This is a genomic window from Streptomyces sp. NPDC007872, from assembly GCF_042868165.1.
In the GTDB taxonomy this organism is placed as follows: domain Bacteria; phylum Actinomycetota; class Actinomycetes; order Streptomycetales; family Streptomycetaceae; genus Streptomyces.
In genome coordinates, this window is the sequence record NZ_JBIAEA010000005.1 from 1 (window position 1) to 23,555 (window position 23,555).

Here is a 23,555-nt window from a genome sequence, read left to right on the forward strand (position 1 = left end):
GGGCCCTTCCGGCGGTTCCGACTCTATCAGATCCTTTCGGCGTCTGATTCCCGGTCAGCGGGAGTTGTCTTTCCGGCTGTTGGGCCGTTCCGACGTCTCAAACTCTAGCGGATTTCCCCGGCGGCTCATAATCGAGTCTTTCGAAATGAATTTCGGCATGCCGAAATTCTTCCCGGGAGGGAGATCGTGCTGAGTAGAGGTGCCGCATCAGCGGCGGGAGTGGCTGTCGCAGAACCGTTCCGGCTCCGTGACAACTCGGAGAACACTACGCATCCGGGAAGGGTGTGTCAACCCCCTCCCGTACCCCCGGCCCCACGGCCTCAATCGAGGTCCGTCAGCCGGCCGCCGGCGTCGGGCTGGGTGTGCTCCACGCGGCGGAGGAGGCGGATGAGCACGTCGCCGAGGACGCCCTTCTCCTCCGTGCTGAGGTCCTGGAGGAGGTCCTCCTCGAAGGCCGTGGCCATGCGCATGGCCTCCAGCCACTTCGTGCGGCCCTCGTCGGTGAGCTCGACGATCACGCGGACCCGGTTGTTCTCGTCGCGGTCGCGGGTGACCAGGCCCTCTCCCGCCATGCGGTCGATGCGGTGGGTCATCGCGGCCGGGGTGAGGCCCAGGCGCTTGGCCAGCTCGCCGGGGCCGAGCCGGTAGGGCTCCCCGGAGAGGACCAGCGTCTTGAGGACCTCCCACTCGGCGTTGCTGATGCCGAGGTCGGCGAGCTGGCGTCCGTACGCCACGTTCATCCGGCGGTTCAGCCGGCCGAGGGCGGAGACGACCTTCTCGACCTGGGGGTCGAGGTCACGGAACTCGCGCTGGTAGGCGGCGATCTGCTCGTCGAGGCTCGGCTCCTGGAGGGCCTGCGGGCCGGATCGCTCGGGTTTCTCGGACATGCGGCGAGTATCCCACGGGCTCCGTTGGCGTTGAAGTCCTTCCATGTGTACTGTTGAGACGTTAACTTTAGCTTTTAAGTCTTCAGGGTTCAGGGCTACAGGCCTGAACCCGCGACCGAAGTGGGTGAGTGTGACCAAGGCGAGGGGCGCGGAGATGCGCCGGATTCAGGCAGGCAGCGCGCTGAGCGCGTTCGGACTCGGCTTCACCGTGCCGTACCTCTATGTGTACGTGGCGCAGGTGCGGGATCTGGGCGCGGCGACGGCGGGCATCGTCCTCGCCGTCTTCGCCATGGCCGCGCTCGTGGTGCTGCCCTTCAGCGGGCGGGCCATCGACCGGCGCGGGCCCGTGCCCGTGCTGCTCGTGGCCTCGGTCGTCGCCGCCGTGGGCGCGGTGGGGATGGGCTTCGCCTCCAGCGTGCCGGCGGCCGTGGGGGCCGCGGCGCTGCTCGGCGCCGGTACGGCCGTCCTCCAGCCGGCCCTCGCCACGATGATCGTCTGGTGCTCGACGCCCGTCGGGCGCACCCGGGCGTTCGCCATGCAGTTCTTCCTGCAGAACCTGGGCCTCGGCGTCGGCGGTCTGATCGGCGGCCAGCTCGTCGACACCAGCCGGCCGGGCAGCTTCATCCTGCTGTTCTCGATCGAGGCCGCGATGTTCCTGGTGCTCGCCGGGATCGTCGGGACCGTCCGGATGCCGGGCTCCCCCGCGCTCCAGGACGCCCGCCCGTCCGGCGCCGGCAAGGGCGGCGGCGTGCGCGCGCTGCTCGGGCACAAGGCGATGGTGCAGCTCTGCGTCCTCGGCTTCGTCCTCTTCTTCGCCTGCTACGGACAGTTCGAGTCGGGCCTCGCCGCGTACGGCACCGAGGCCGCCGGCATCCAGCCGTCCGCGCTCGGCCTCGCGCTCGCCGCCAACACGGCGGTGATCGTGCTGGCCCAGTTCCTGGTCCTCAAGTTCGTCGAGCGCCGCCGGCGGACCCGGGTCATCGCGGCCGTGGGCCTGATCTGGACCCTGGCGTGGATCATCGCCGGGTACGCGGGCCTCGGGCACGGCAGCCAGACCATGGCGACGGCGGCCTTCGTCTCCACGTACGCCCTCTTCGGGCTCGGCGAGGCGATGCTGTCGCCGACCGTGGCCCCGCTGGTGGCCGACCTGGCGCCGGAGTCGATGGTCGGCTCGTACAACTCGGCCTTCGCCCTGGTGAAGCAGCTCGCGCTGGCCGTCGGTCCGGCCGTGGGCGGGCCCATGGGGGCCGCGCTGCACGGGCCGTACATCGTGACCTTCGTCCTCTTCTCGCTCGGGATCACCTTCCTCGCCGTCCGGCTCGGCAGGCAGCTCACACCCGAGCAGAACCAGCCCTCCCTGGCCCTCCGGCCGTCGAAGGTCGTCGTCCGGCACGAGCCGGCCGAACCGGTCGAGCAGGACGTGCCGGTCAGGGCGTCCTAGTCCCTCAGGGCGAACTCGCACCAGACCGCTTTGCCGCCGCCCGGTGTGCGGCGGCTCCCCCAGGACGAGGCGATCGTCGCGATGATCGAGATCCCGCGACCCGCCTCGTCCTCCGTCTCCGCCCTGCGGCGGCGCGGCAGGTGGTCGTCCCCGTCGGTCACCTCGATGATCAGGCGCCGGTCGGTGCGGCGCAGCCGCAGGCGCATGGGCGGGGTGCCGTGCTGGAGGGAGTTCCCCACCAGTTCGCTGGTGGCCAGGACCCCCAGGTCGCGCAGTTCGACCGGGAAGCGCCAACTGGAGAGGACGCCGGAGGCGAAGGCACGCGCGCGGGGGGCCGCCTCGACCCCGCCGAGCAGTTCCAGGGCGGCGTTGTGGAACAGCTCCGCGTCCGTCCCCTCCCGGGAGGGGTGCTGGACGACCAGGACTGCGACGTCGTCGTCGTGGTCGGCGGTCACCCCCAGGGAGCGCAGGAGCCGGTCGCAGACCACCTGCGGGGTGCCGCTGGCGCCGGAGAGGGCGCGGGCCAGCGCGGCGACGCCCTCGTCGATGTCCTCGCGGCGCCGCTCCACCAGGCCGTCGGTGTAGAGGACGGCGGTGGAACCGGGCGGCAGGGCGATGGTTCCCGAGGTGTGGAGCCAGCCGCCGGTGCCGAGCGGCGGGCCCGTGGGGTCGTCGGCCTGGCGGACGGTGCCGTCCTCGTCCCGTACGAGGATCGGGAGGTGGCCGGCGGAGGCGTAGACCAGCTTGCCCTCGTTGGGGTCGTGGATCGCGTACACGCAGGTGGCGATCTGGCTGGCGTCGATCTCGGCGGCGAGGCCGTCGAGGAGCTGGAGGACCTCGTGCGGGGGCAGGTCCAGGCGCGCGTACGCCCGGACGGCGGTGCGGAGCTGGCCCATGACGGCGGCGGCGCGGACGCCGCGGCCCATCACGTCGCCGATGACGAGCGCGGTGCGGCCGGCGCCGAGGGTGATCACGTCGTACCAGTCTCCGCCGACGGCCGCGTCGGTGCCGCCGGGCTGGTAGGTGGCGGCGATCCGCAGGTCGTCGGGCTGCTCCAGCTCCTGCGGGAGCAGGGAGCGCTGGAGGGTGACGGCGGTCTGGCGGTGCTTGCGCTCGCTGGCGCGGAGCCGCTCGGCGGCCTCGGCGTGGTCGGTGACGTCCGCGGCGTGGACGAGGACGGCGCCGCCGTCGAGGCGGGGGCTGCCGACGGGCAGGCAGGTGACCGTGTACGAGCCGCCGCCCCGGGTGCGGCGGGACTTGACCGTACGTGGCTTGCCGCTGCGCAGGACCTGGTCCATGAGGGGCAGCAGGCCCAGCTCCTCGGCCTCCGGGCAGGTGTCGGCGACGGTGGCGCCGGGGGTGCGGGGACCGAAGGCGGCGGCGTACGCCTCGTTCACGTACGCGATGCGGTGCTCCGGGCCGTACACGAGCGCGGCCAGGCCGGGGAGGCGGCCGAGGAGCTCCCGTACGGAGAAGTCCTCCAGGGAGGGGACGTCCTCGGCGACGTCGGCCGGCCGCTCCGGCTGCTGCCCGTGCTCACCGCGGGCGGCGGGCACGGAGCCTTCGGTGCCCCGCGCCGTGCGGCGCTGTGTGCCGGGGAGCCGGGCGCTCCAACGGGTGAAGTTCACGGATCTGTATGCCTCGTGGTGTCGGTGCCGTGCAGAGTCACGCTGTGCAGGTGTGAGTCCACCTATGGTCACACGTCCGGTGCGGACGTGTGCACTGACAGTGATGTCAGGACGACGGCTTGTCGTCGTCGCCGGGTGGCGGGGAGGCGGCGAGTTCGAATTCGGCGCGGGGGTGCTCCAGGGAGCCGAGGGAGACGATCTCCCGTTTGAACAGGCCGGACAAGGTCCATTCGGCCAGGACGCGGGCCTTCCGGTTGAAGGTGGGGACCCGGCTCAGATGGTAGGCCCGGTGCATGAACCACGCCGGGTATCCCTTGAGTTTGCGTCCGTAGACGTGGGCGACGCCCTTGTGGAGGCCGAGGGAGGCGACGGATCCCGCGTACGCGTGCGCGTACTCCTTGAGCGGCTGCCCGCGCAGGGAGGCGGTGATGTTCTCTGCGAGGACCCGGGCCTGGCGGACGGCGTGCTGGGCGTTGGGCGCGCACTCCCCGCCGGGTTCGCCGGAGGTGACGTCGGGGACGGCGGCGGCGTCGCCGGCGGCCCAGGCGTGTGCGACCCCCTCGACGGAGAGCCGGGCGGTGCAGCGGATCCGGCCGCGCGCGTCCAGCGGCAGGTCGGTGGCGGCGAGGAGGGGGGCGGGCCGCACCCCGGCGGTCCAGACGACGGTGCGGGTGGGGAGCCGGGTGCCGTCGCTGAGCACGGCGACCCGGTCCTCGCAGGAGTCGAGGCGGGTCCCCAGGCGCACGTCGACGTTCCGGGCGCGCAGCTCGCGGACGGCGTACCGGCCCATCGTCCCGCCGACCTCGGGGAGGATCCGGTCGGCGGCCTCGACGAGGACCCAGCGCAGGTCGGCGGGTTTGATGTTGTGGTAGTACCGCGCGGTGTAGCGGGCCATGTCCTCCAGCTCGGCGAGGGCCTCCACGCCCGCGTAGCCGCCGCCGACGAAGACGAAGGTGAGGGCGGCGTCGCGGATCGCGGGGTCGCGGGTGGAGGAGGCGATGTCCATCTGCTCGATGACGTGGTTGCGCAGGCCGATGGCCTCCTCGACGGTCTTGAAGCCGATGCCGTGCTCGGCCAGGCCGGGGACCGGGAGGGTGCGGGAGACGGAGCCGGGCGCGATGACCAGCTCGTCGTAGGCGAGCTCGACGGGGCCCGTGCCCTCCTCGTCGGTGGCGAGGGTGGAGAGGGTCGCGGTCCGCCGGGCGTGGTCGACGGACCGGACCTCGCCGATGAGGATCCGGCAGCGGTCGAGGACGCGGCGCAGCGGTACGACGACGTGGCGCGGGGAGATGGAGCCGGCCGCGGCCTCGGGCAGGAACGGCTGGTACGTCATGTACGGCTCGGGGGTGACCACGACGATCTCGGCGGCGCCGGATCGGAGTTCCGCCCTGAGCTGCCGCTGGAGGCGCAGCGCGGTGTACATGCCGACGTATCCACCGCCGACCACGAGAATGCGCGCAGGTTCGGTCACTGTCCCATGACGCACTCCCGCCCGTTGTTTGTCCACAGGCTCGACGAATTGTGTGACCGGAGGGGTGTGGAGGCGCGGGGTGACGCGCGCGGGCGGCGGGCCGTGATCCGCCCAGGTCACGGAGGCCGGGCCGGGTGCGGCGGGGGGTGGGAAAGGGGAGTGAACCGGGCCTTGCTCCGATCGGGGGGCGCACCGTGCGGAACACCCCCTTCTGAATTGACTCCGACTCAACTATGTTCGTACTTCGTCGGGGTGTCGGGTGGGAGCGCGTGGACCGAAGCGCTCGTCGGCCGGAACCCCCGTGTCAGGGCGGGGAGTCTCCGGGGGGAGACATCATGAGCGGGGGAACGCTTATGCAGATGCAGGATTCACACTGGCAGCCGGGCGCCGGGGCGCTGGCCGTCGACGACGCGCGGGCCGCGGGAGCCGTGGGCTCCGAGCGCGGCGGCGCGCTGTCGGCGGGCGGCAGGTCCGCGCCGCTGCGGGTGGACGCGCAGCGCAATCTGGAGCACGTCCTGCGGGCCGCGCGCGAGGTGTTCGGCGAGCTCGGCTACGGGGCTCCGATGGAGGACGTCGCGCGCCGCGCGCGCGTGGGGGTCGGCACCGTCTACCGGCGCTTCCCCAGCAAGGACGTGCTGGTGCGCCGGATAGCCGAGGAGGAGACCGCCCGGCTGACCGAGCAGGCGCGGACCGCGCTCGGCCAGGAGGACGAGCCGTGGTCGGCGCTCTCCCGGTTCCTGCGGACCTCGGTGGCCTCGGGCGCGGGGCGGCTCCTGCCGCCGCAGGTGCTGCGGGTGGGCGTGGACGACTCCGTGCTGCCGGCCGTCGCCGGGGACGCGGACGACGCGGCCCGGGTGCCGTACCAGCGGGGCGTCGACGGGCAGGCGGACGCGCGGGTGGTCGCGCCGCGCGGCGTGCCGGCGGACGAGCGGGACGACGCGGGGGCCGCCGAGCTCCTGGAGGTCGTCGGGCGTCTGGTCGACCGGGCGCGGGAGGCGGGCGAGCTGCGGACGGACGTGACCGTGGCGGACGTCCTCCTCGTCATCGCCACCGCCGCGCCGGCCCTGCCGGACGCGGTGCAGCAGGCGGCGGCTTCGGCGCGGCTCCTGGACATCCTCCTGGAGGGCCTGCGGTCCCGGTAGGGACGGCCGCTCCTTCTCCTTCGCCGACGCGTGCCCGGTGGTCCGGGCGGACCGTCGAGCATGCCACGAACGCGTGAGCGGTTGCGCCCGGATACGGGAAGTCGCCCCGGACGAGTGGTAAGTGGACGGGCCGCTTCGGCGTGCCCGCGCTCTGTGGCAGGCTTGGCCGGTGTTCGGTTCTGAGCATGCGTACGGGGGCTTCCGCGATGAGCGGTGAGGGTCGGGACGAGCCACTGGGAAACGGCGGCACCGCGGAGGCCGGGGGTCTGCCCGCCCGGCAGGTGCCGAGCCAGGGCGGACCGGTGGGTTCCTCCGGTGCGGGCGGTGTCTCTTCGGCCGGGCCACCGGGGGCGCCGGGTTCTTCCGGGTACGGCGAGTCGCCCGGACACGGCGGTCCGCCCAGGTACGGCGATTCACCCGGGTACGGCGAGTCGCTCGACGCGGGCGTTCCGCAGCAGCGTGAAGGGAAGTCCGCCGGGGCGGGGGCCGGGGAAGGCGTCGGGACCGTCGCGGGGGCGGGCACCGGGGCCGGAGCGGCCGGGACCGGGCAAGGCGGAGCCGGCTTCGCGGAGGGCGACGGCTTCACGGAGGGCGGGTCCCCGGAGAACGGGTCCGCGGAGGACGGGTTCGCGGGAGCCGATGGGGACGCCGGAACCGATGGGGACGCCGGGGACGACGGAGTCCTTCCGCCGCCACTCGACCTGCCGCCCTCCGACGCCGATCTCGTCCAGCTCATGCGGGACGGCGACGACTCGGCGTACGAGGAGCTGTTCCGCCGCCACTCCGGGGCCGTGCGCCGGTACGCCAGGACCTGCTGCCGCGACGCGCACACCGCCGACGACCTCACCGCCGAGGTGTTCGCCCGCACCCTCCAGGCCGTACGGGGCGGGGCCGGGCCCGAACAGGCGGTGCGCGCCTACCTCATGACCACCGTCCGGCGGGTCGCGGCGAACTGGGCCAGGACGCAGAAGCGGGAGCACCTCGTCGAGGACTTCGCGGTGTTCGCGGCGGAGGCCGCCCGCTCCTCCGAGGTCTCCGACCAGGACACGACGGACCTCGGCGCGGACGTCCTGGCCATGCACGAGGCCGAGCAGTCGCTCGCCCTGCAGGCCTTCCGCTCGCTGCCCGAGCGGTGGCAGGCCGTGCTGTGGCACACCACCGTCGAGGAGGAGTCGCCGAGCGAGGTCGCCCCGCTCTTCGGACTCACCGCCAACGCCACGGCCGTGCTCGCCAGCCGGGCGCGCGAGGGGCTCAAGCAGGCCTACCTCCAGGCCCACGTCAGCCAGTCCCTGACGGCGGGCGGCGACTGCGCCCGGTACGCGGACCGGCTCGGCGCCTACGCGCGCGGCGGGCTGCGGATGCGGGCCGAACGCGGCCTGCGCAAGCACCTGGAGGAGTGCGCCAAGTGCCGGCTCGCCGCCGGTGAGCTGGCGCACGTGAACGCCGGGATCCCCGCGCTGCTGCCGGTCGCCGTCATCGGCTGGTTCGCCGCCGGGTACTCGTTCAAGGCGGCCGGGGCCGTCGCGGGCGGCACCGCCGCCGCGGCCGGGGCGGGCGCGGCGGCCGCCGCCTCCGGGTCCTCGGGGGGCGCCGCACCGGGCGGTGCCGCCGCCGAGGGGCTCGGCACCCCGGCCAAGGCCGGGATCGCGGCGGCCGTGGCCGTCGCCGCGGCCGCCGGGCTCGTCTGGGCCATGGCCGGGGACCCGGAGCCCGTGGCCGCGCCCAAGCCCTCGCAGCCGGTCGTCACCCCGGTGGTGCCGCAGGAGCCCCCGCCACCGCCGAAGCCCGTACCGCCGTCCCCGCCCGTGAAGGCCGAGGCCCCGGCGCCCGCGCCGACGACCGCGCCCGCCCCGGAGAAGCCCGCCTCGGAGAAGCCCGCCCCGGAGCCGGGGCCGGTTCCGGCGTCGGCGCCCTCTCCGGAGCCGGAACCGACGCCTCCCCCGTCGCCGTCCCCGGAGCCGACGCCGAGGCCCGCGCCGCCGGCCAGTCCGAAGCAGACGCCGAAGCCCGCCCCGAAACCGACCCAGAAGCCGGCGCCGACGCCCGAGCCGCCGCCGAGCCCCGCGCCCGCGCCGCCGACCGTCTACCAGGTCGACGAGCTGGACTACGGGATCTTCGGCGACGGCACCAAGCCCGAGGTGTCCCTGGCGGAGAGCGGCTTCCTGTGGCAGCGCAAGGGCCTCTCCGCCGGCGGCACCCGGTACGCGTACGGGGTGAGCGTCCACGCGCCGTCCTCCGTGGTCATCGACCTCAACCGGCGGTGCACGAGCTACGACGCGATGGTCGGCGTCGACGACCTGAGCGCCCTGTTCGGCGTCGGCGGCGTCCGCTTCTCCGTCTACGGGGACGGGGAGCGGCTCTGGCGGTCCGGCGTGGTCGAGGCGGGCGACCCGCCGGTCCCGGTGCACGTCGACATCACCGGCCGCTCCAGGCTCCGGCTCGTGGTCGAGGAGACCGGCCCGCTGGGACGGGCCGCGATCGCGGACTGGGCGCAGTCCCGGATCAGTTGCTCCTGATCCCGTCGGGGGAGTCCTTTGGGGGGTCCTCGGGAATGTCCCGGGAAAGCCCCTCGGGAAGATCCTCGGAAAGGCTCTCGGGAAGATCCCCGAGGAGCTCCCCGGGAAGGTCCCGCACGAGGGACAGGACCCCGTCGAGGTCCAGGCCCTCGCCCGCCGTCCGGGCGGCGGCGAGACCCGGTGCGCCGAGGGCGGCGAGCGAGCGGGCCGTCACCGCCTCGGCCTCCTCCAGCTCCGGCACCGCGCGGGGCAGTTCGCGGCGCCAGGAGTCGACGGCGGCCAGGACCGTGGCGGCGGGGGCGGGTTCGTCCGCCAGGGACAGGGCGACGGCGAGCCCCTGACCGAGCGTCGCGGCGATGAGGTCGGCGCACCGGGCGTCCCGCGCGGCGCGCAGCGCGGACGCGGCGGAGGCGACGGCCGCGGCGCCCACGCCCCCGTACGCCTCGACGCGGGCGGCGAGTCCGATGACCGCGGCGGTGAAGTGCGGCGGCGGGTTGCCGGCCTCGACCAGGTGGCTCGCCTCCTCCGCGTGGGCGCAGGCCGTGTCGATCTCGCCCCGGTGCAGGGCGATGGCGGAACTCAGGAAGGCGATGAAGGGCCGGGCGTCCTTGACGCGGTGGCGGTCGGCCTCCGCCGAGGCCTCGGCGAGGCCCTTGCCGGCGGCGTCCATGTCGCCGGAGCGGTAGGCGATCTCGGCGAGCCGGGCGAGGAGGAAGGGGCTCTCGGCGTGGGCGCCCACCTCGCGGGCGAGGCGGAGCGCCTCCTCGTAGTCCGCCCCGGCCTCCTCGTACCGGCCGCGCATCATGTACGCCTCGGCCGCCGCGCTCGCGATCTGCGCCCCCATCCAGCGGTCGCCGACCCGGCGGGCGAGGGTGCGGAGTTCGGCCAGGTCCTCGTCCACGTCGGCGAGGGTGCCGGGCATGTCGACGACCATGTGGGTGCGGAACATGAGGGTGACGCCGACCTCCCAGTCGCCGCCGTGGCGGCGGCAGTTGGCGAGGGCGGTGTCGAGGAGGGCGCGGAGTCGGTCCGGTTCCTCGGTGGGGATCTCGCCGAGGGCCTCGGTGAACGGCCAGAGCAGGCCGGGGAAGCGGGCGGCCTCGGGGCCGGGCTCGTCCCCGAACGCGGCCCGCACCCGCCGGACCAGGGCGAGGGTCCCGGGGTCGTCGCGGAGCTCCGCGACGGTGTGGTTCTCGATCGCGAGGAAGAAGTACAGCATCCGCAGGCGCATCCGCGGCCAGTACCGCGGGTCGGCCGGGTCCTCCGGGTCGTCGCCGAGGGCGACCGCGCGCTCGGCCCAGGCCAGGCCCTCGGGGCGGTGGTTGCGCAGCCACCAGAACCAGCCCATGGCGAAGACGAGCCGGAGGGCGGCGGTCTCGTCGGGGGCGGTGACGAGGGTGCGGTGGAGGGCGGCGCGGATGTTGTCCAGGTCGCGTTCGAGCCGGTCGATCCAGGGGAGCTGCTCGCCGGAGCGCAGCTTGGGTTCGGCGGTCTCCGCGAGGGCGGTGAAGTGGGCGGTGTGGGCGGCCTCGGCGGCGGCGAGCGGGTCGGGGGTCTCGGCGGCGCGCTCGGTCGCGTACTCGTGGATGGTCTCCAGGAGGCGGTAGCGCATCTCGCCGTCCTCGGTGGGGGCGGCGACGACGAGGGACTTGTCGACCAGGGCGCCCAGGGTGTCGGCGGCGTGCGGGGAGAGGGCCTCGGCGGCGGCGAGGTCCCAGCCGCCGGCGAAGACCGAGACCTGCCGGAGGAGGGTGCGCTCGTCCGGTTCGAGCAGGTCCCAGGACCAGTCGACGACCGCGCGGAGGGTCTGCTGGCGGGGCAGGACGGTGCGGGAGCCGGAGGTGAGGAGGCGGAAGCGGTCGTCGAGGCGGTCCGCGATCTGGCGGGGGGTGAGGAGGCGGAGGCGGGCCGCGGCCAGCTCGATGGCGAGCGGCAGGCCGTCGAGGCGGCGGCAGATCTCGGCGACGGCCGCGTCGGCGTCCCCGGCGGGCCCCTCTCCCGGAGGCACGTTCTCCGTGGGCACGTCTCCCGTGGGCACGTCTCCCGTGAGGTCGAAGGAGGGGCGTACGGCGCGGGCGCGTTCGACGAAGAGGCGGTGGGCGGGGTGGGGCGGGAGGGGTTCGACGGGGCGGACCGTCTCGCCGGGGACGCCGAGGGGTTCGCGGCTGGTGGCGAGGATCCGGAGCCGGGGGCAGTGGGTGAGGAGGGTCTCGGCGAGGGCGGCGGCCGCGTCGATCACGTGCTCGCAGTTGTCGAGGACGAGGAGGAGGGGCCGGTCGGCGAGCTGCTCCACGAGGTGGGCGGTGGGGTCGCTCTGGAGGGGGGCGCCGTCGCGGGCGATCAGGCTGGTCTCTCGGAGGCGGAGGGCGGAGAGGACGGCGCCGGGGACGGCCCCGGGGTCGTCGAGCGGGGCCAGCTCGGCGATCCAGGGGGCGGGGCCCCCGGCCCGCAGCGCGGCCTCCTCGGCGAGCCGCGTCTTGCCGCTTCCGCCGGGTCCGGTGAGCGTGACGAGCCGGGAGGCGGCGAGGTCGGCCCGGAGCGCGCCGAGCTCGGGCTCCCGCCCGACGAAGGAGGTGAGGCGGGGGCGGATGTTGCCGGCGGGCCCTTCGGCCGGGACGGGTCCCCCGGCCGGGGCGGGGGGCGCGGCCGGTGAGGTCGATGCGGTCGGTGTGGTCGCTGCGGTCGGGCCCGCGAGGAGTTCGCGGTGGAGGGCGGTGAGTTCGGGTCCGGGGTCGGTGCCGAGGGCGTCCGCGAGGGTGCGGCGGGCCGTCTCGTACGCGGCGAGGGCGTCGGCGTGGCGACCCTCGGCCCGCAGGGCGCGGACGAGGTGGGCGTGGAAGGCCTCGTCGTACGGGTACGCGGTGGTGAGTTCGGTCAGTTCCGGTACGAGTCCGTCGGTGGCGCCCCGGCGCAGGTCCGCCTCGACGCGGCGGCGCAGGGCGGCGAGCCGCTGGGCCTCGGGCCGGACGCCCGCCGGGTCGGGCAGGTCGGCGAGGGCGGGGCCGCGGAAGAGGCCGAGGGCCTCCCGGAGGAGGGCGGCGGCGGTGTCGGGGTCGCCGGCGTCGAGGCGGGCGCCCGCTTCGGCGGTCCGGCGCTCGAAGACGTACAGGTCGATGTCGTCGGGTCCGGCGGCGAGCCGGTAGCCGGGACCGGGGGTGGAGGCGACGGCCTCCCTGCCGAGGACCCGGCGGAGGCGGCCGACCAGGGCCTGGAGGGCGGCGGGCGCGTCCTGCGGCGGGTCGTCCCCGTACACGTCGTCGGCGAGCTCGCCGACGGAGACGGGCCGCCCGCCGCGCAGCGCGAGCGCGGCGAGGAGCGCGCGCAGCCGGGCACCGCCGAGGGGCAGGGGGGTGCCGTCGGGCCGAAGGGCCTCGGTGGTGCCGAGGATGAGATACCGCACCGGTTCATTGTGACCGCGGGCCCGCGCGGACGCCTCGGGGTTTACCCGGGCTCGCCCCGGAGACGGACGGACGTCAGAACGCGGCCGTGTCCAGGGTGAAGCCCAGGGGCGCCGGGATCGGGACGGGCGTCCCTGTTCGTGGACGGACTCGTGGTCGTGCCGGAGGTCTCCTGCGAGCCCTCACGCCGGAAGCGACCGCGACGCCGGGATCAAAGGACCCTGGACCGCGCGGTGGGCGCGCGGTTCCGTGGTGCTGGTCCAGCAGGAGCCGCGGCGGGCGAGGAGGCGGTGGAGCCAGAGTTCAGTGGAGACGAGGTCGGCGAGGCCGTCGAGGGGGACGGGGGCGCCGTCGGCGGCGGCGCGCAGGGCCTCGCGGACCGTGCGGGCCTCGATCAGGCCCGCGTCCGCGAGGAGCGGCGCGTCGAAGAGGGCCAGGAGCTGGGGGAGGGCGGCGCGCAGGCCCGCGCGGGCGGCGGCCGCCGGGACGGCCGGATGGGGGGCGCCCCAGCCCGGCGGCAGGTCGTGGACGCCGGCGCCGGTCAGGACCGTGCGCAGGATGCCGGCGCGGGCGTCCGGCTGGACCCGGAGGGATTCGGGGAGGGAACGGCAGGCCCGTACGACCTGGTTGTCGAGGAAGGGGGCGTGCAGCCGCTGGCCGCGGATCTCGGCGGCCTGCTCCAGGACGCGGTGGTCGGCGGCGGCGCGGACGAGGGCCGCACGCGCGCGTGCCTCGCCGGGACGCTGGACGGAGGACGGGAGGGTCGCCGCCCGGTTCAGGCGAACCGATACCTCCGCCAGCGCCTCCCCCGTCAGCCAGCGCGCCGCCGGGCCCGGGCGCGACCAGGCGAGGGCGGAGAGGGAGGCCTCCAGGGGGCCGAAGCCGTCGGGGGCGGTGCGGTTGGCCTCCAGGACCCGCCGGGCCGCCGTCTCCAGCCCCGTGCGGTACGGGGTGCGGGCCAGCTTGCGGGCCGCCCGGTACACGGTCAGCGGCACCAGGAGAGCGCCCGCCGAAGGACCCGAGGCCTTGGCGAGCGCGGTGACGGGACGCACCAGGGAGCGGCGTCTGCGGTCCATCAGGAGGTCGGCGAGGCGGGCCGGGTGCGCGTCCAGGACCTGCTTGGCGCCCATGCCGGTGAAGTGGTCGGCGCTGCCGCCCGCGAGCCGCCGCCGGTGCCGTTCGGCCGTGACGAGCGCGGGCCCCGGCTCGTCGGTGAGCGGCCCGTCCAGGGCGGCGTACGGCAGGGCCTCCTCGCCGGCCGCGACGACCACGTGGTGCAGGCGCGGGTCGGCGGCCAGCTCCCGGGCCCGCTTCAGCTCGTCCGCGCGGCCGGAACCCGCGCGCGTGGCCAGGTCGTTGAAGGTGACGGCGAGCAGCCGTTCCCCCGCGCCCGTGCCGTGGCCGGTGATCGTGCCCGGCACCCCCGGGAGCCCGGCCGCCAGGAGGGCGAGGGTGCCGGAGGCGCTGCCGCCGGACAGATCGGCGCCGATGCCGGGGGCCGGGCCCGCGCCCCGGGCGGCGCGCCGGTCGGCGGGCCCCATGCCGGGGACCGGGCCGGGGTCGGGGAGCGGGGCCTCGGGCGCGTGCCGGGGGGCGGTGAGCCGGGCGCGCACGGCCTCGACCAGGGCGTCCCTGACCCCTTCGACGGCCTGCCGGGGGTCGGACTCGGGGGCCGCGACCGCGAGCGAGGCGACCTGTTCGTACCCGGTGATCTCGCGCGAGCCCTCCCGCAGGATCAGCGCGTGGCCGGGCGGCACCCGGCGGACGCCCTCGTAGGGGGTGGAGTCGCGCAGCGCCTCCGGGGTCTCGGGACAGGCGAGCAGGGCGCCCAGGTGACCGATGTCGAGCTGGGCCTCGACGAGGTCGGCGAGCGGCAGGGCGGCGGTGGCGTACGCGGTGCCGCCCTGCCACGGGGTGTGGAAGACCGGCCGGGCCCCCGCGAGGTCACCCGTGACGGTGACGCGGCGACCGGCCTTGACGACGGCGGTGTAGCTTCCCGGCCAGGCCGTGAGGTGCCGCAGGGCGCCCCCGCGCGCGGTGAGCAGTGCCCTGCGCAGTTCGTCGTCGCCGGCGGCGCAGCAGCCGAGGACGGCGATGTGGGTGCGGTCGTCGACGGCCACCACCCGGACCTCGTCGGGACGCCAGTCGCCGACCGCCCAGAGCGGGTCGGGGCCGCCCCACAGGAGCTGTGCGCCCACCGGTTGCACCGTGCGCCCCTCGGCCGCCGTCATCCGGTCCGTACCGTAGGGGTCGTACGCGTCGTGGACCGCCGGGCCCGTGCCGTACGGGCCGTTCGCCGCTCCCGCCCGTGCTCCCCCGGTCGTTGCGAAGCTCGCGGCGACACTGCTCCAGCCCACCAGCCATCGCATCGGCGCCTCCACGTCCGTTTCGGTGGGAGACATGCTGCCACGACAACGGCGCACGGGGCGGTGTCCGGGTGCACGCGCGCGAAAGCCGAATGCGCCCCTGGCATGGGCCAGTTGGACACCGGCGACATTCGGCCGAATATCGACCGCGCACGAAGGTTTATGAGGCGCGCGGGAACGAACAGGAGCGGCCCGTTCTGCACGGACCGCCGGCCGACCGGGAGGCGTTTCCGCCTCCCGGCGCCGTCCGCCGCCCGCGGGGAATGGGGCGGCGGTGTCCCCCAGCCCACTGGTCCGGGACTCCGACCCCGGCCGAATGGGCCGACCCACGCGCTATCGATGGAAGCGCTCCCCCGCCGGCCGGACGAGAGCGCACGGCCGGGCGCACGGCCACACGGCCGGAGCACGCGTCGCCCCGACGGCCCCCCGCGCCGATTGGTCACACAACAATCTCGCCATACGGAACAGCGCCCCTTAACGGTAGGGATGCGGCGAACTACGCTGTGCTCACGAATGCCGCACGCCTATGCCCGGCGTCGTGGCGGCCGTCTGTGCTGTCGAGGGGTGGCGTCATGTCCAGGGAGCAACGCGGGCCGAACGAAAAGCTCGGCACGGTTCTCGCCCTCGCGGGAATCAGCAACGCCGGGCTCGCCCGGCGCGTCAACGACCTCGGTGCGCAGCGGGGGCTGACGCTCCGCTACGACAAGACCTCGGTCGCCCGGTGGGTGTCCAAGGGCATGGTGCCGCAGGGCGCCGCCCCGCACCTGATCGCCGCCGCGATCGGGCAGAAGCTCGGCCGGCCCGTGCCGCTGCACGAGATAGGGCTCGCCGACGCCGATCCGGCGCCCGAGGTGGGCCTCGCCTTCCCGCGCGACGTGGGCGAGGCGGTCCGCTCGGCCACCGACCTGTACCGGCTCGACCTCGCCGGGCGGCGGGCCGGCGGAGGCGGCATCTGGCAGTCGCTCGCCGGGTCGTTCGCGGTGAGCGCCTACGCCACGCCCGCGTCCCGCTGGCTGATAACCCCGGCCGACCCGTCGGTGGAGCGGCAACTCCCGCGCCCGGGGGCCGGCGTCCCGGTGGCGCCCGCGCCGGAGCACGTGCGCGTGGGCCACAGCGACGTCGCCAAACTCCGCGAGGCCGCCGAGGACGCGCGCCGCTGGGACTCCAAGTACGGCGGCGGGGACTGGCGTTCGTCCATGGTCCCCGAGTGCTTACGGGTGGACGCGGCCCCGCTGCTGCTCGGCTCGTACTCGGACGAGGTCGGCCGGGCCCTGTTCGGCGCGATCGCCGAACTCACCCGGCTCGCCGGCTGGATGGCCTTCGACACCGGGCAGCAGGAGGCCGCCCAGCGCTACTACATCCAGGCCCTGCGGCTCGCCCGGGCCGCCGCCGACGTGCCCCTCGGCGGCTACGTGCTCGCGTCCATGTCCCTCCAGGCCACCTACCGGGGCTTCGCCGACGAGGGCGTGGACCTCGCCCAGGCGGCCCTGGAGCGCAACCGGGGGCTCGCCACCGCCCGCACCATGTCCTTCTTCCGGCTCGTCGAGGCACGCGCGCACGCGAAGGCCGGGGACGGTACGGCCGCCGCGGCCGCGCTCAAGTCCGCCGAGGGGTGGCTGGAGCGGTCGCGGGCGGGCGACTCCGACCCGACCTGGCTGGGCTTCTACTCGTACGACCGGTTCTGCGCCGACGCCGCCGAGTGCTACCGGGACCTGCGGATGCCGCGCGAGGTGCGCCGCTTCACCGAACAGGCGCTGTCCCGGCCGACGGAGGAGTTCGTCCGCTCGCACGGCCTGCGGCTCGTCGTGTCCGCCGTCGCCGAACTGGAGTCCGGCAACCTGGACGCGGCCTGCGCGGCCGGCACGCGCGCGGTGGAGGTGGCGGGGCGGATCTCGTCGGCGCGGACGACCGAGTACGTACGGGACCTGCTGCACCGGCTCGAACCGTACGGGAACGAGCCGCGCGTCATGGAGCTGCGGGAGCGCGCCCGGCCGCTGCTCGTCACTCCGGCGTGAGACCGGCGAGGGCCCGGACGGGCACCCACCCCCGGTCGGACACGCGCCCCAGGCCGGGCATCCACCCCCGGTTGAACACCCGCCTCCGGGTGAACCGCGTCTCATGAGGCCGCGCGAGGTTTCACGGCGTTGTCAGTGGGCCAGTGCAGTATCGGGGGTGGGAGGTGGGGCCGGTGTTCGACTGTGACGTGCTGGTGATCGGCGGCGGGATCGTCGGTCTGTCGACGGCGTACGCGCTGACGCGTGCCGCCCCCGGCACCCGGGTCACGGTCCTGGAGAAGGAGCACGCCCTCGCGCGCCACCAGACCGGGCGCAACAGCGGGGTGATCCACAGCGGGATCTACTACCGGCCGGGGTCCCTCAAGGCGCGCTTCGCGGTCGAGGGCGCGGCCGAGATGGTCAAGTTCTGCGCGGAATGGGGCATTCCGTACGAGGTGACGGGGAAGCTCGTCGTCGCCACCGCGCGCGAGGAGCTGCCCCGGCTGCACGCGCTCGTGCAGCGCGGCCGGGAGAACGGCATCCCGGTGCGGGAACTGGGTCCGGCGCAGATCAGCGAGTACGAGCCACGGGTGCGGGGGCTCGCCGCGATCCACGTCGGCACGACCGGGATCTGCGACTACGGGGCGGTGGCGGAGCGGCTCGCCGAGGCCTCCGGGGCGCGGATCCTGTACGGCGCGGAGGCCGCCGTGATCGACCGGCGGCCCTGGGGGGTCGCCGTGCGGACGGCGGACGGGCGGGTGGTCCGGGCGCGGGTCCTGGTGAACTGCGCGGGGCTGTACTGCGACCGGGTCGCGCGGCTCGCGGGCGACGACCCGGGGATGCGGATCGTCCCCTTCCGGGGGGAGTACTACGAGCTGGCGGATCCGTCGCTGGTGCGGGGCCTGGTCTATCCGGTGCCGGACCCGGCGTTCCCGTTCCTCGGGGTGCACCTGACGCGGGGCATCGACGGCAGGGTCCACATCGGGCCGAACGCGGTCCCGGCGCTCGCCCGCGAGGGGTACGGCTGGTCCGTCGTCCGCCCGCGCGAGCTGGGCGCCACCCTGGCCTGGCCCGGCGCGTGGGCCATCGCCCGGGAGCACTGGCGGTACGGGGCGGGCGAACTGCACCGCTCGCTCTCGAAGCGGGCCTTCACGGAGGCGGTGCGGCGGCTCCTGCCGGTGGTGGAGGAGTCCGACCTGCGCCGGGCCGCGCCGGGCGTGCGGGCGCAGGCGGTGTTGCGGGACGGGACGCTCGTCGACGACTTCCTGATCCGGGAGGCGGCGCGCACGGTCCACGTCCTGAACGCGCCCTCGCCGGCGGCGACGGCCTCGCTGCCGATCGGGCGGGAGGTGGCGGGGCGGGCGCTGGCGTTCCTGTAGCCACCGGACGGGGCCTGGCCACCGGACGCGGCCTGGCCATCGGACGGGGCCTGGCCACCGGACAGGGCCTGGCCACCGCACAGGGCCTGGCCACCGCACAGGGCCTGGCCACCGGTCGCGCGCTCCTCCGGGGGCCGGGGCCCGGCGGGCCGTCGTCGTGCCCGCCCGCGCCCGTCCGCCCCCACCCGTAGAATCGGCCGCATTGTGTCTGAGCAGCCTGAGAACAGCCCGCGTCCCGTCGCCGACCCCGCCTCCCAGCCCGTCGCGCGGCGGGGCAGTCAAAGGTTCGCCCCCGGAGAGGGACCCCTGCCCGATCCCGCCGGTTCGCACCACGAGCGGCGGATCCGGAGCTTCCAGCCGCGGCGCAGCCGGGTGACCGCCGGGCAGGCCGAGGCGATGCTGAAGCGGTGGCCCGATTGGGGCCTCGACATCGACGGCAAGCGGGTCCTGGACCTGGACGAGATGTTCGGCGGGCTCCCGGTCGTCCTGGAGATCGGCTTCGGGATGGGCGAGGCGACGGCGCAGATGGCGGCCGCCGACCCCGGCACCGGGATCCTCGCCGTGGACGTGCACACCCCCGGCCAGGGCAATCTGCTCGGCCTCGCCGACCGCAACGGCCTCACCAACGTCCGGGTGGCCAACGGCGACGCGATCATCCTGCTCCGCGAGATGCTCGCCGGCGACTCCCTCGACGGCTGTCGGGTGTACTTCCCGGACCCGTGGCCCAAGGCCCGCCACCACAAGCGGCGGCTGATCCAGCCCGAGTTCCTCGGCCTCCTCGCGACCCGGCTCAGGCCCGGTGCCGTCCTGCACTGCGCCACCGACTGGGAGGAGTACGCCGAGCAGATGCTGGAGGTGCTCACCGCGCACCCGGACTTCGAGAACACGCAGGCCGACGGCGGTTACGCGCCCCGTCCCGGCTTCCGTCCCCTCACCCGCTTCGAGGGCCAGGGGCTCGACAAGGGGCACGTCGTCCACGACCTCCTCTTCCGGAGGAAGTAGCACCGCGGGGCAGGTCGGCCCGTAAGTGCGTCGCCCTCCGTCCGTGCCGGTCGTTAGGGTCGCTCACGTGTCGAACCCCGCCCCCGCCGAAGCCGGTCCCGATCACGGACGCGGTCCCGATCACGGACCCGTACCCGATCACGGACGCGGCCCCGCGCCCGATCACGGCCCCGGTCCCGTACCCGATCACGGCCCCGGGGCCGAAGCCGCTCCCGTCCCCCACCGGGACACGGAGGAGCCGGCCTTCCCCGCCGCCGCCGACCGCTCCCAGTGGCGCTACCGGCCGCGCCGGGCCTTCTGGCGCAGCCGGCTGGTCCGGGCGATATGCCTGGTCACCGTGCTCGCGATCTGCGCCCTGGTCATCCTGGCGATGGTCCGCGAGCAGACGGGCACGCAGGGCTTCCTCGTCGGCCTGGCCCTCGCCGTGCTCCCCGTACCGCTGCTGATGGCGGCCTTCCGCTGGCTCGACCGGGTCGAACCCGGACCGTGGAAGAACCTCCTCTTCGCCTTCGCGTGGGGCGCCTTCGCCGCCGCGCTCGTCGCGATCCTGGCGAACTCCTTCGCGGTCCGCTGGATCGCCACGGCCACCGCCGACCCGGACTCCGCCGACCACCTCGGCGCCACCGTCATCGCGCCGGTGGTGGAGGAGAGCGCCAAGGCCGCCGCGATCCTGCTGCTCTTCCTCTTCCGCCGCCGGAACTTCGGCGGTCTCGTCGACGGGGTGGTGATCGCCGGTTTCACCGCGACCGGCTTCGCCTTCACCGAGAACATCCTCTACCTCGGCAACGCCTTCGGCGAGGACCAGGAGGTCGGCGCCACCGGCATCGGCATGATGACCGCCGGGACCTTCTTCGTCCGGGTCGTGATGTCGCCCTTCGCGCACCCGCTGTTCACCGTGCTCACCGGCATCGGCTTCGGCCTCGCCGCACTGGCCCCGCGCGGGAAGCGACTGCGGAAGGTGCTGCTTCCGCTCGCCGGGCTGCTGCTCGCCATGGGCATGCACGCCGCCTGGAACGGCTCGGCCACCTTCGGCGGCCCCTGGGCCTTCTACGCGGTGTACGGGGCGCTCATGATGCCGGCCTTCGGCCTGCTGACCTGGCTGGCGGTGTGGAGCCGGCAGCGGGAGCTGCGCACGCTCTCCGGGGAGCTCCCGGCGTACGCGGCGGCCGGCTGGCTCTCCCCCGACGAGCCGCTCGCGCTCTCCTCGATGCGGGCCCGGCAGCTCGCCCGCTCCTACGCCGCCCGGACGTACGGCAAGCGGGGCGCGCGGGCCGTCGGCGAGTACGAGTCCTTCGCGACGACCCTCGCGTTCCTGCGGGACCGGGCCCGGCGCGGCACCGCCGGGCCCGACTTCACGGCCCGCGAGCAGGAGCTGCTCCACCACCTGTGGCAGCGCCGGGCGGTCGCCTCGCCCGCGCTGACGTACGCGGCCCGGGCGACGGGCCGGGCGTGGACGCCGCCGCAGTACCTGGACTACGGCGGCTACAACCCCTACCGCGGTTAGGGCCTGTCCGGCGGATCAGGGTCGGGTAGGCCGCGGCGTCTGGTGCGGTGCCTCACAAGGCGCCGGAGCGGCTCGATAGCGGAGCTATCGGGACGTTTCGGCAACGCGGCGAGGTGCCGTGCCAGGCGTCGCGGCCCCGGCCATGATCCGCCGGACGGGCCCTAGGGCCCGTCCGGCGTCAGTCCCGGATCGCCGACGCCTCGGTCAGGAGGGTCAGCTCCTCCTCCGTGAGTTCCAGGTCGGCGGAGGCGACCAGGGCCGGGAGCTGTTCGACCGTACGGGCCGAGGCGATCGGCGCGACGACGGTGGGCCGGGAGGCGAGCCAGGCGAGGGCGACGGTGGCGGGCTCGGCGCCGTGCGCCCCGGCGACCGCGTCGAGCGCGGAGAGCACGGCCCGGCCCCGCCCGGTGTCCAGGTGCTTGCCGGCCCCGGCGGCGCGGGCGCTGTCGACGCTGGTGCCGGGGCGGTACTTGCCGGTGAGGAAGCCGGAGGCGAGGCCGTAGTACGGGACGGCGGCGAGCCCCGCCTGCTCGGCGGTCTCCAGGAGCGGGCCCTCGTAGGTCTCGCGGGAGACCAGGTTGTAGTGCGGCTGGAGGGCCACGTAGCGGGCGAGGCCCTCGGCCTCGGCGAAGTCCAGGGAGGCGCGGAGCCGCTCGGGGGAGATGTTGGAGGCGGCGACGGCCCGGACCTTGCCGTCCCTCACCAACTGGTCGAGGGCGGTGACGATCTCCTCGACGGGGACGGACTCGTCGTCGAAGTGCGTGTAGTACAGGTCGATGCGGTCGGTGCCGAGGCGGCGCAGGGACTCCTCGGCGGCGGCCTTGATCGTGGGGGCGGAGAGCCCCTTGAACCGGGGGTGGGCGCCGGCCTTGGTGGCGACGACGACGTCGTCGCGGTTGCCGCGGGAGGCGAGCCAGCGGCCGATGACGGTCTCGGACTCGCCGCCCTCGTTGCCCTCGGCCCAGGCCGAGTAGACGTCGGCGGAGTCGACGAAGTTGCCGCCCGCGGCGGCGTAGGCGTCGAGGACGGCGAAGGACTGCGCCTCGTCGGCGGTCCAGCCGAAGACGTTGCCGCCGAGGGCGAGCGGGAAGACGTGGAGGTCGGACGTGCCCAGCGTACGGAGAGAGGTCATGGGGTGATCAACGGTCTCCGCCGCCGGGCCTATTCCGCACGACTCCCGGGCGGTTCTCGTGCGGTTCCCGGGCGGCTCCCGGGAGGGTCAGACCGTCAGGCCCTTGGAGCGCAGCCAGGCCGCCGGGTCGACGCCGTCGCCGCCGCCGGGGTGGACCTCCAGGTGGAGGTGGGCGCCGGAGACGTTCCCGGTGGCGCCGACGCGGCCGATCGTCTCGCCGGTGCCCACGGTCTGGCCCGCGGAGACCGTCATGGAGGAGAGGTGGCAGTACCAGACCTCGGTGCCGTCCTCCAGCTCCAGGACGATCCGGTAGCCGTAGGAGCCGGACCAGCCCGCCGACTTCACCGTGGCGCCGTGGACCGCCTTGAGCGGGGTGCCGGTGGGGGCCGCGAAGTCGAGGCCGGTGTGGTAGCCGGAGGACCACATCGAGCCGGACTGCATGTAGGTGGCGGTGAGCGTGTACGAGGAGAGGGGCATCGAGTAGCTGGCCGCGAGCGCGGCGAGGCGCTCGGCCTCGGCCTTCGCGCGGGCTTCCGCCTCCGCCTTGGCCTTGGCCTCCGCCTCGGCCTTCGCCTTGGCCTGTGCCTTGGCCTCGGCAGCGGCCTTCTCCGCGGCGTCGGCCTTGGCCTTCGCCTCGGCGGCGGCCTTCTCGGCGGCCGCCTTCTCCGCCGCGGCCTTCTCGGCGGCGTCGGCGGAGGCCTGCTGCTGCTCGGCCTGCTGGAGGATGCGGGCGCGCAGGGCCTCGCCGGCGTCGGCGGTGCCCGGGGCGTCCGCGGTCGTCAGGCTCGCCCGCGTGACCTGCCCGGTCCGCGCGGCCCGGTCGTCGGTCTCGGTGGTGTACGTGGCGGAGGTCAGCGGGTTCGGGTTGGCGCGGTCCGCGGGGACCGTCTCCCGCTCCTCCCGGTCGGGCAGGAGCGCGCCGACGCCGGGGAGGTCGTGGGCGTCGGGCAGGTTCAGGTCCGGAAGGTCCGGGAGCGATATGGCCACCGGCGGCTTGTCCTGCGCGGTGGCGAGGCCGCCCGCACCGACGGCCGCGATGACGCCGACGCCGAGGACGGTGGAGGAACGGGCGAAGTTGGAGCGCTGCTTGACGACCCGGTGCCGGCCGCCGGAGCGGTTCTGGGAGCGGAGGGAGTCCTCGGTGGGGTTCCACTCGGTGTCCGGGACGGAGGGAGCCGCACCGCCGCCGAAGGCATCGAAGGGGGCTTCGGGGGCAGGGGTGTTGGACGCCACGGAGGCGCGCTCCTTTCCTTCCTTCTCGCCTACCGGGTTAGCTGACGGGTTCGGAGCAGGAAGGTCTCCTACGGGCCCGGTCGCACGGGTGGGTGCGAAGGGCTCGATTCACCCCAAATGGTGGTTCCCCGGTTCCCTTTCGGGATTCGGCGCATGCGCACGGTGCCGTCTCTTGCGACGGCTGGGACGACCGCGCTGCGTTATCGAACGTTAATAGACAGGGGGTCCCGTTTCCAAGCCGTTCCCCTTGATCATTCAGTGAATTGACAGGGAATGGTCCGACTTGACCCCCCTTCAGCGGGACGGGCTCCGAGGATGGCAAAACCCCCGCAACCTGACGGTACGTCAATTGTTATCGCAGGGAGACCTTCCGACTACCCGTGGTGACGGGGGGTACGGGGCGGTCGTGACGGGGCCCGCGTGCGGTCAGTGGCGGGGCCCGCGGGCGGTCGTGGCGGGGGT

14 protein-coding genes and 1 riboswitch are annotated in these 23,555 nt (G+C 74.9%); of the genes, 7 read left to right on the forward strand and 7 right to left on the reverse strand.

Features of this window, described 5'->3' with window-relative positions; genetic code table 11:
- Positions 1–320 precede the first annotated feature (320 nt).
- Positions 321–887, reverse strand: a complete 567-nt coding sequence (locus ACFYNX_RS18590) for a MarR family transcriptional regulator (protein WP_356549087.1) — start codon at positions 885–887, stop codon at positions 321–323.
- A 154-nt stretch (positions 888–1,041) separates the two neighbouring features.
- Here ACFYNX_RS18590 and ACFYNX_RS18595 point away from each other — a divergent pair, with 154 nt between their 5' ends.
- Complete coding sequence (locus ACFYNX_RS18595; RefSeq protein ID WP_365544334.1) at positions 1,042–2,328, forward strand: MFS transporter; 1,287 nt, start codon at positions 1,042–1,044, stop codon at positions 2,326–2,328.
- Here ACFYNX_RS18595 and ACFYNX_RS18600 read toward each other — a convergent pair.
- Positions 2,325–3,956, reverse strand: coding sequence for a SpoIIE family protein phosphatase (locus ACFYNX_RS18600; RefSeq protein WP_388662598.1), 1,632 nt, complete (start codon positions 3,954–3,956; stop codon positions 2,325–2,327). The two genes, ACFYNX_RS18595 and ACFYNX_RS18600, sit on opposite strands and share 4 nt — an antisense overlap.
- Positions 3,957–4,062: 106 nt before the next feature.
- Positions 4,063–5,427 (reverse strand): NAD(P)/FAD-dependent oxidoreductase, encoded by a 1,365-nt coding sequence (locus ACFYNX_RS18605; RefSeq protein ID WP_365544338.1) that lies wholly within the window; start codon positions 5,425–5,427, stop codon positions 4,063–4,065.
- Positions 5,428–5,780: 353 nt separating this feature from the next.
- On the opposite strand from ACFYNX_RS18605, the gene ACFYNX_RS18610 reads away from it, so the two are divergent.
- Both ACFYNX_RS18610 and ACFYNX_RS18615 read left to right on the forward strand, forming a co-directional pair.
- Positions 5,781–6,569: a TetR/AcrR family transcriptional regulator gene (locus ACFYNX_RS18610; protein WP_388662600.1), complete on the forward strand. Its 789-nt coding sequence runs from the start codon at positions 5,781–5,783 to the stop codon at positions 6,567–6,569.
- A 206-nt stretch (positions 6,570–6,775) separates the two neighbouring features.
- Entirely contained in the window at positions 6,776–9,085 is a 2,310-nt protein-coding gene (locus ACFYNX_RS18615) for a sigma-70 family RNA polymerase sigma factor (protein ID WP_388662602.1), read from the forward strand.
- On the opposite strand, the gene ACFYNX_RS18620 is transcribed toward ACFYNX_RS18615, so the two are convergent.
- Positions 9,072–12,485 carry an ATP-binding protein gene (locus ACFYNX_RS18620; protein WP_388662604.1) on the reverse strand — a complete coding sequence of 1,138 codons (3,414 nt, stop codon included), beginning with the start codon at positions 12,483–12,485 and terminating at the stop codon, positions 9,072–9,074. The two genes, ACFYNX_RS18615 and ACFYNX_RS18620, sit on opposite strands and share 14 nt — an antisense overlap.
- A gap of 180 nt (positions 12,486–12,665) precedes the next feature.
- A complete protein-coding gene (locus ACFYNX_RS18625; protein ID WP_388663384.1) occupies positions 12,666–14,852 on the reverse strand; it encodes an asparagine synthase-related protein in 2,187 nt (728 codons plus the stop codon).
- Between the two features lie 569 nt (positions 14,853–15,421).
- On the opposite strand from ACFYNX_RS18625, the gene ACFYNX_RS18630 reads away from it, so the two are divergent.
- The 4 genes from ACFYNX_RS18630 (at position 15,422) to ACFYNX_RS18645 (ending at position 20,728) form a co-directional block, all read left to right on the forward strand.
- A complete protein-coding gene (locus ACFYNX_RS18630) occupies positions 15,422–16,864 on the forward strand; it encodes an MFS transporter (protein ID WP_388662606.1) in 1,443 nt (480 codons plus the stop codon).
- 173 nt (positions 16,865–17,037) lie between these two features.
- Entirely contained in the window at positions 17,038–18,222 is a 1,185-nt protein-coding gene (gene lhgO, locus ACFYNX_RS18635; protein ID WP_388662608.1) for an L-2-hydroxyglutarate oxidase, read from the forward strand.
- A gap of 204 nt (positions 18,223–18,426) precedes the next feature.
- Complete coding sequence (gene trmB, locus ACFYNX_RS18640) at positions 18,427–19,224, forward strand: tRNA (guanosine(46)-N7)-methyltransferase TrmB (RefSeq protein WP_388662610.1); 798 nt, start codon at positions 18,427–18,429, stop codon at positions 19,222–19,224.
- A 67-nt stretch (positions 19,225–19,291) separates the two neighbouring features.
- The gene (locus ACFYNX_RS18645) at positions 19,292–20,728 is read left to right on the forward strand and encodes a PrsW family glutamic-type intramembrane protease (protein WP_388662612.1); all 1,437 of its coding nucleotides are present in this window, start codon (positions 19,292–19,294) and stop codon (positions 20,726–20,728) included.
- Between the two features lie 178 nt (positions 20,729–20,906).
- Here ACFYNX_RS18645 and ACFYNX_RS18650 read toward each other — a convergent pair whose 3' ends face one another.
- Both ACFYNX_RS18650 and ACFYNX_RS18655 read right to left on the reverse strand, forming a co-directional pair.
- Entirely contained in the window at positions 20,907–21,860 is a 954-nt protein-coding gene (locus ACFYNX_RS18650; protein WP_388662614.1) for an aldo/keto reductase, read from the reverse strand.
- Between the two features lie 87 nt (positions 21,861–21,947).
- On the reverse strand, positions 21,948–23,093 hold the full coding sequence (locus ACFYNX_RS18655; protein WP_365544360.1) for a M23 family metallopeptidase: 1,146 nt from the start codon (positions 23,091–23,093) through the stop codon (positions 21,948–21,950).
- A gap of 11 nt (positions 23,094–23,104) precedes the next feature.
- Positions 23,105–23,255, reverse strand: a riboswitch (cyclic di-AMP (ydaO/yuaA leader).
- Positions 23,256–23,555 lie beyond the last annotated feature (300 nt).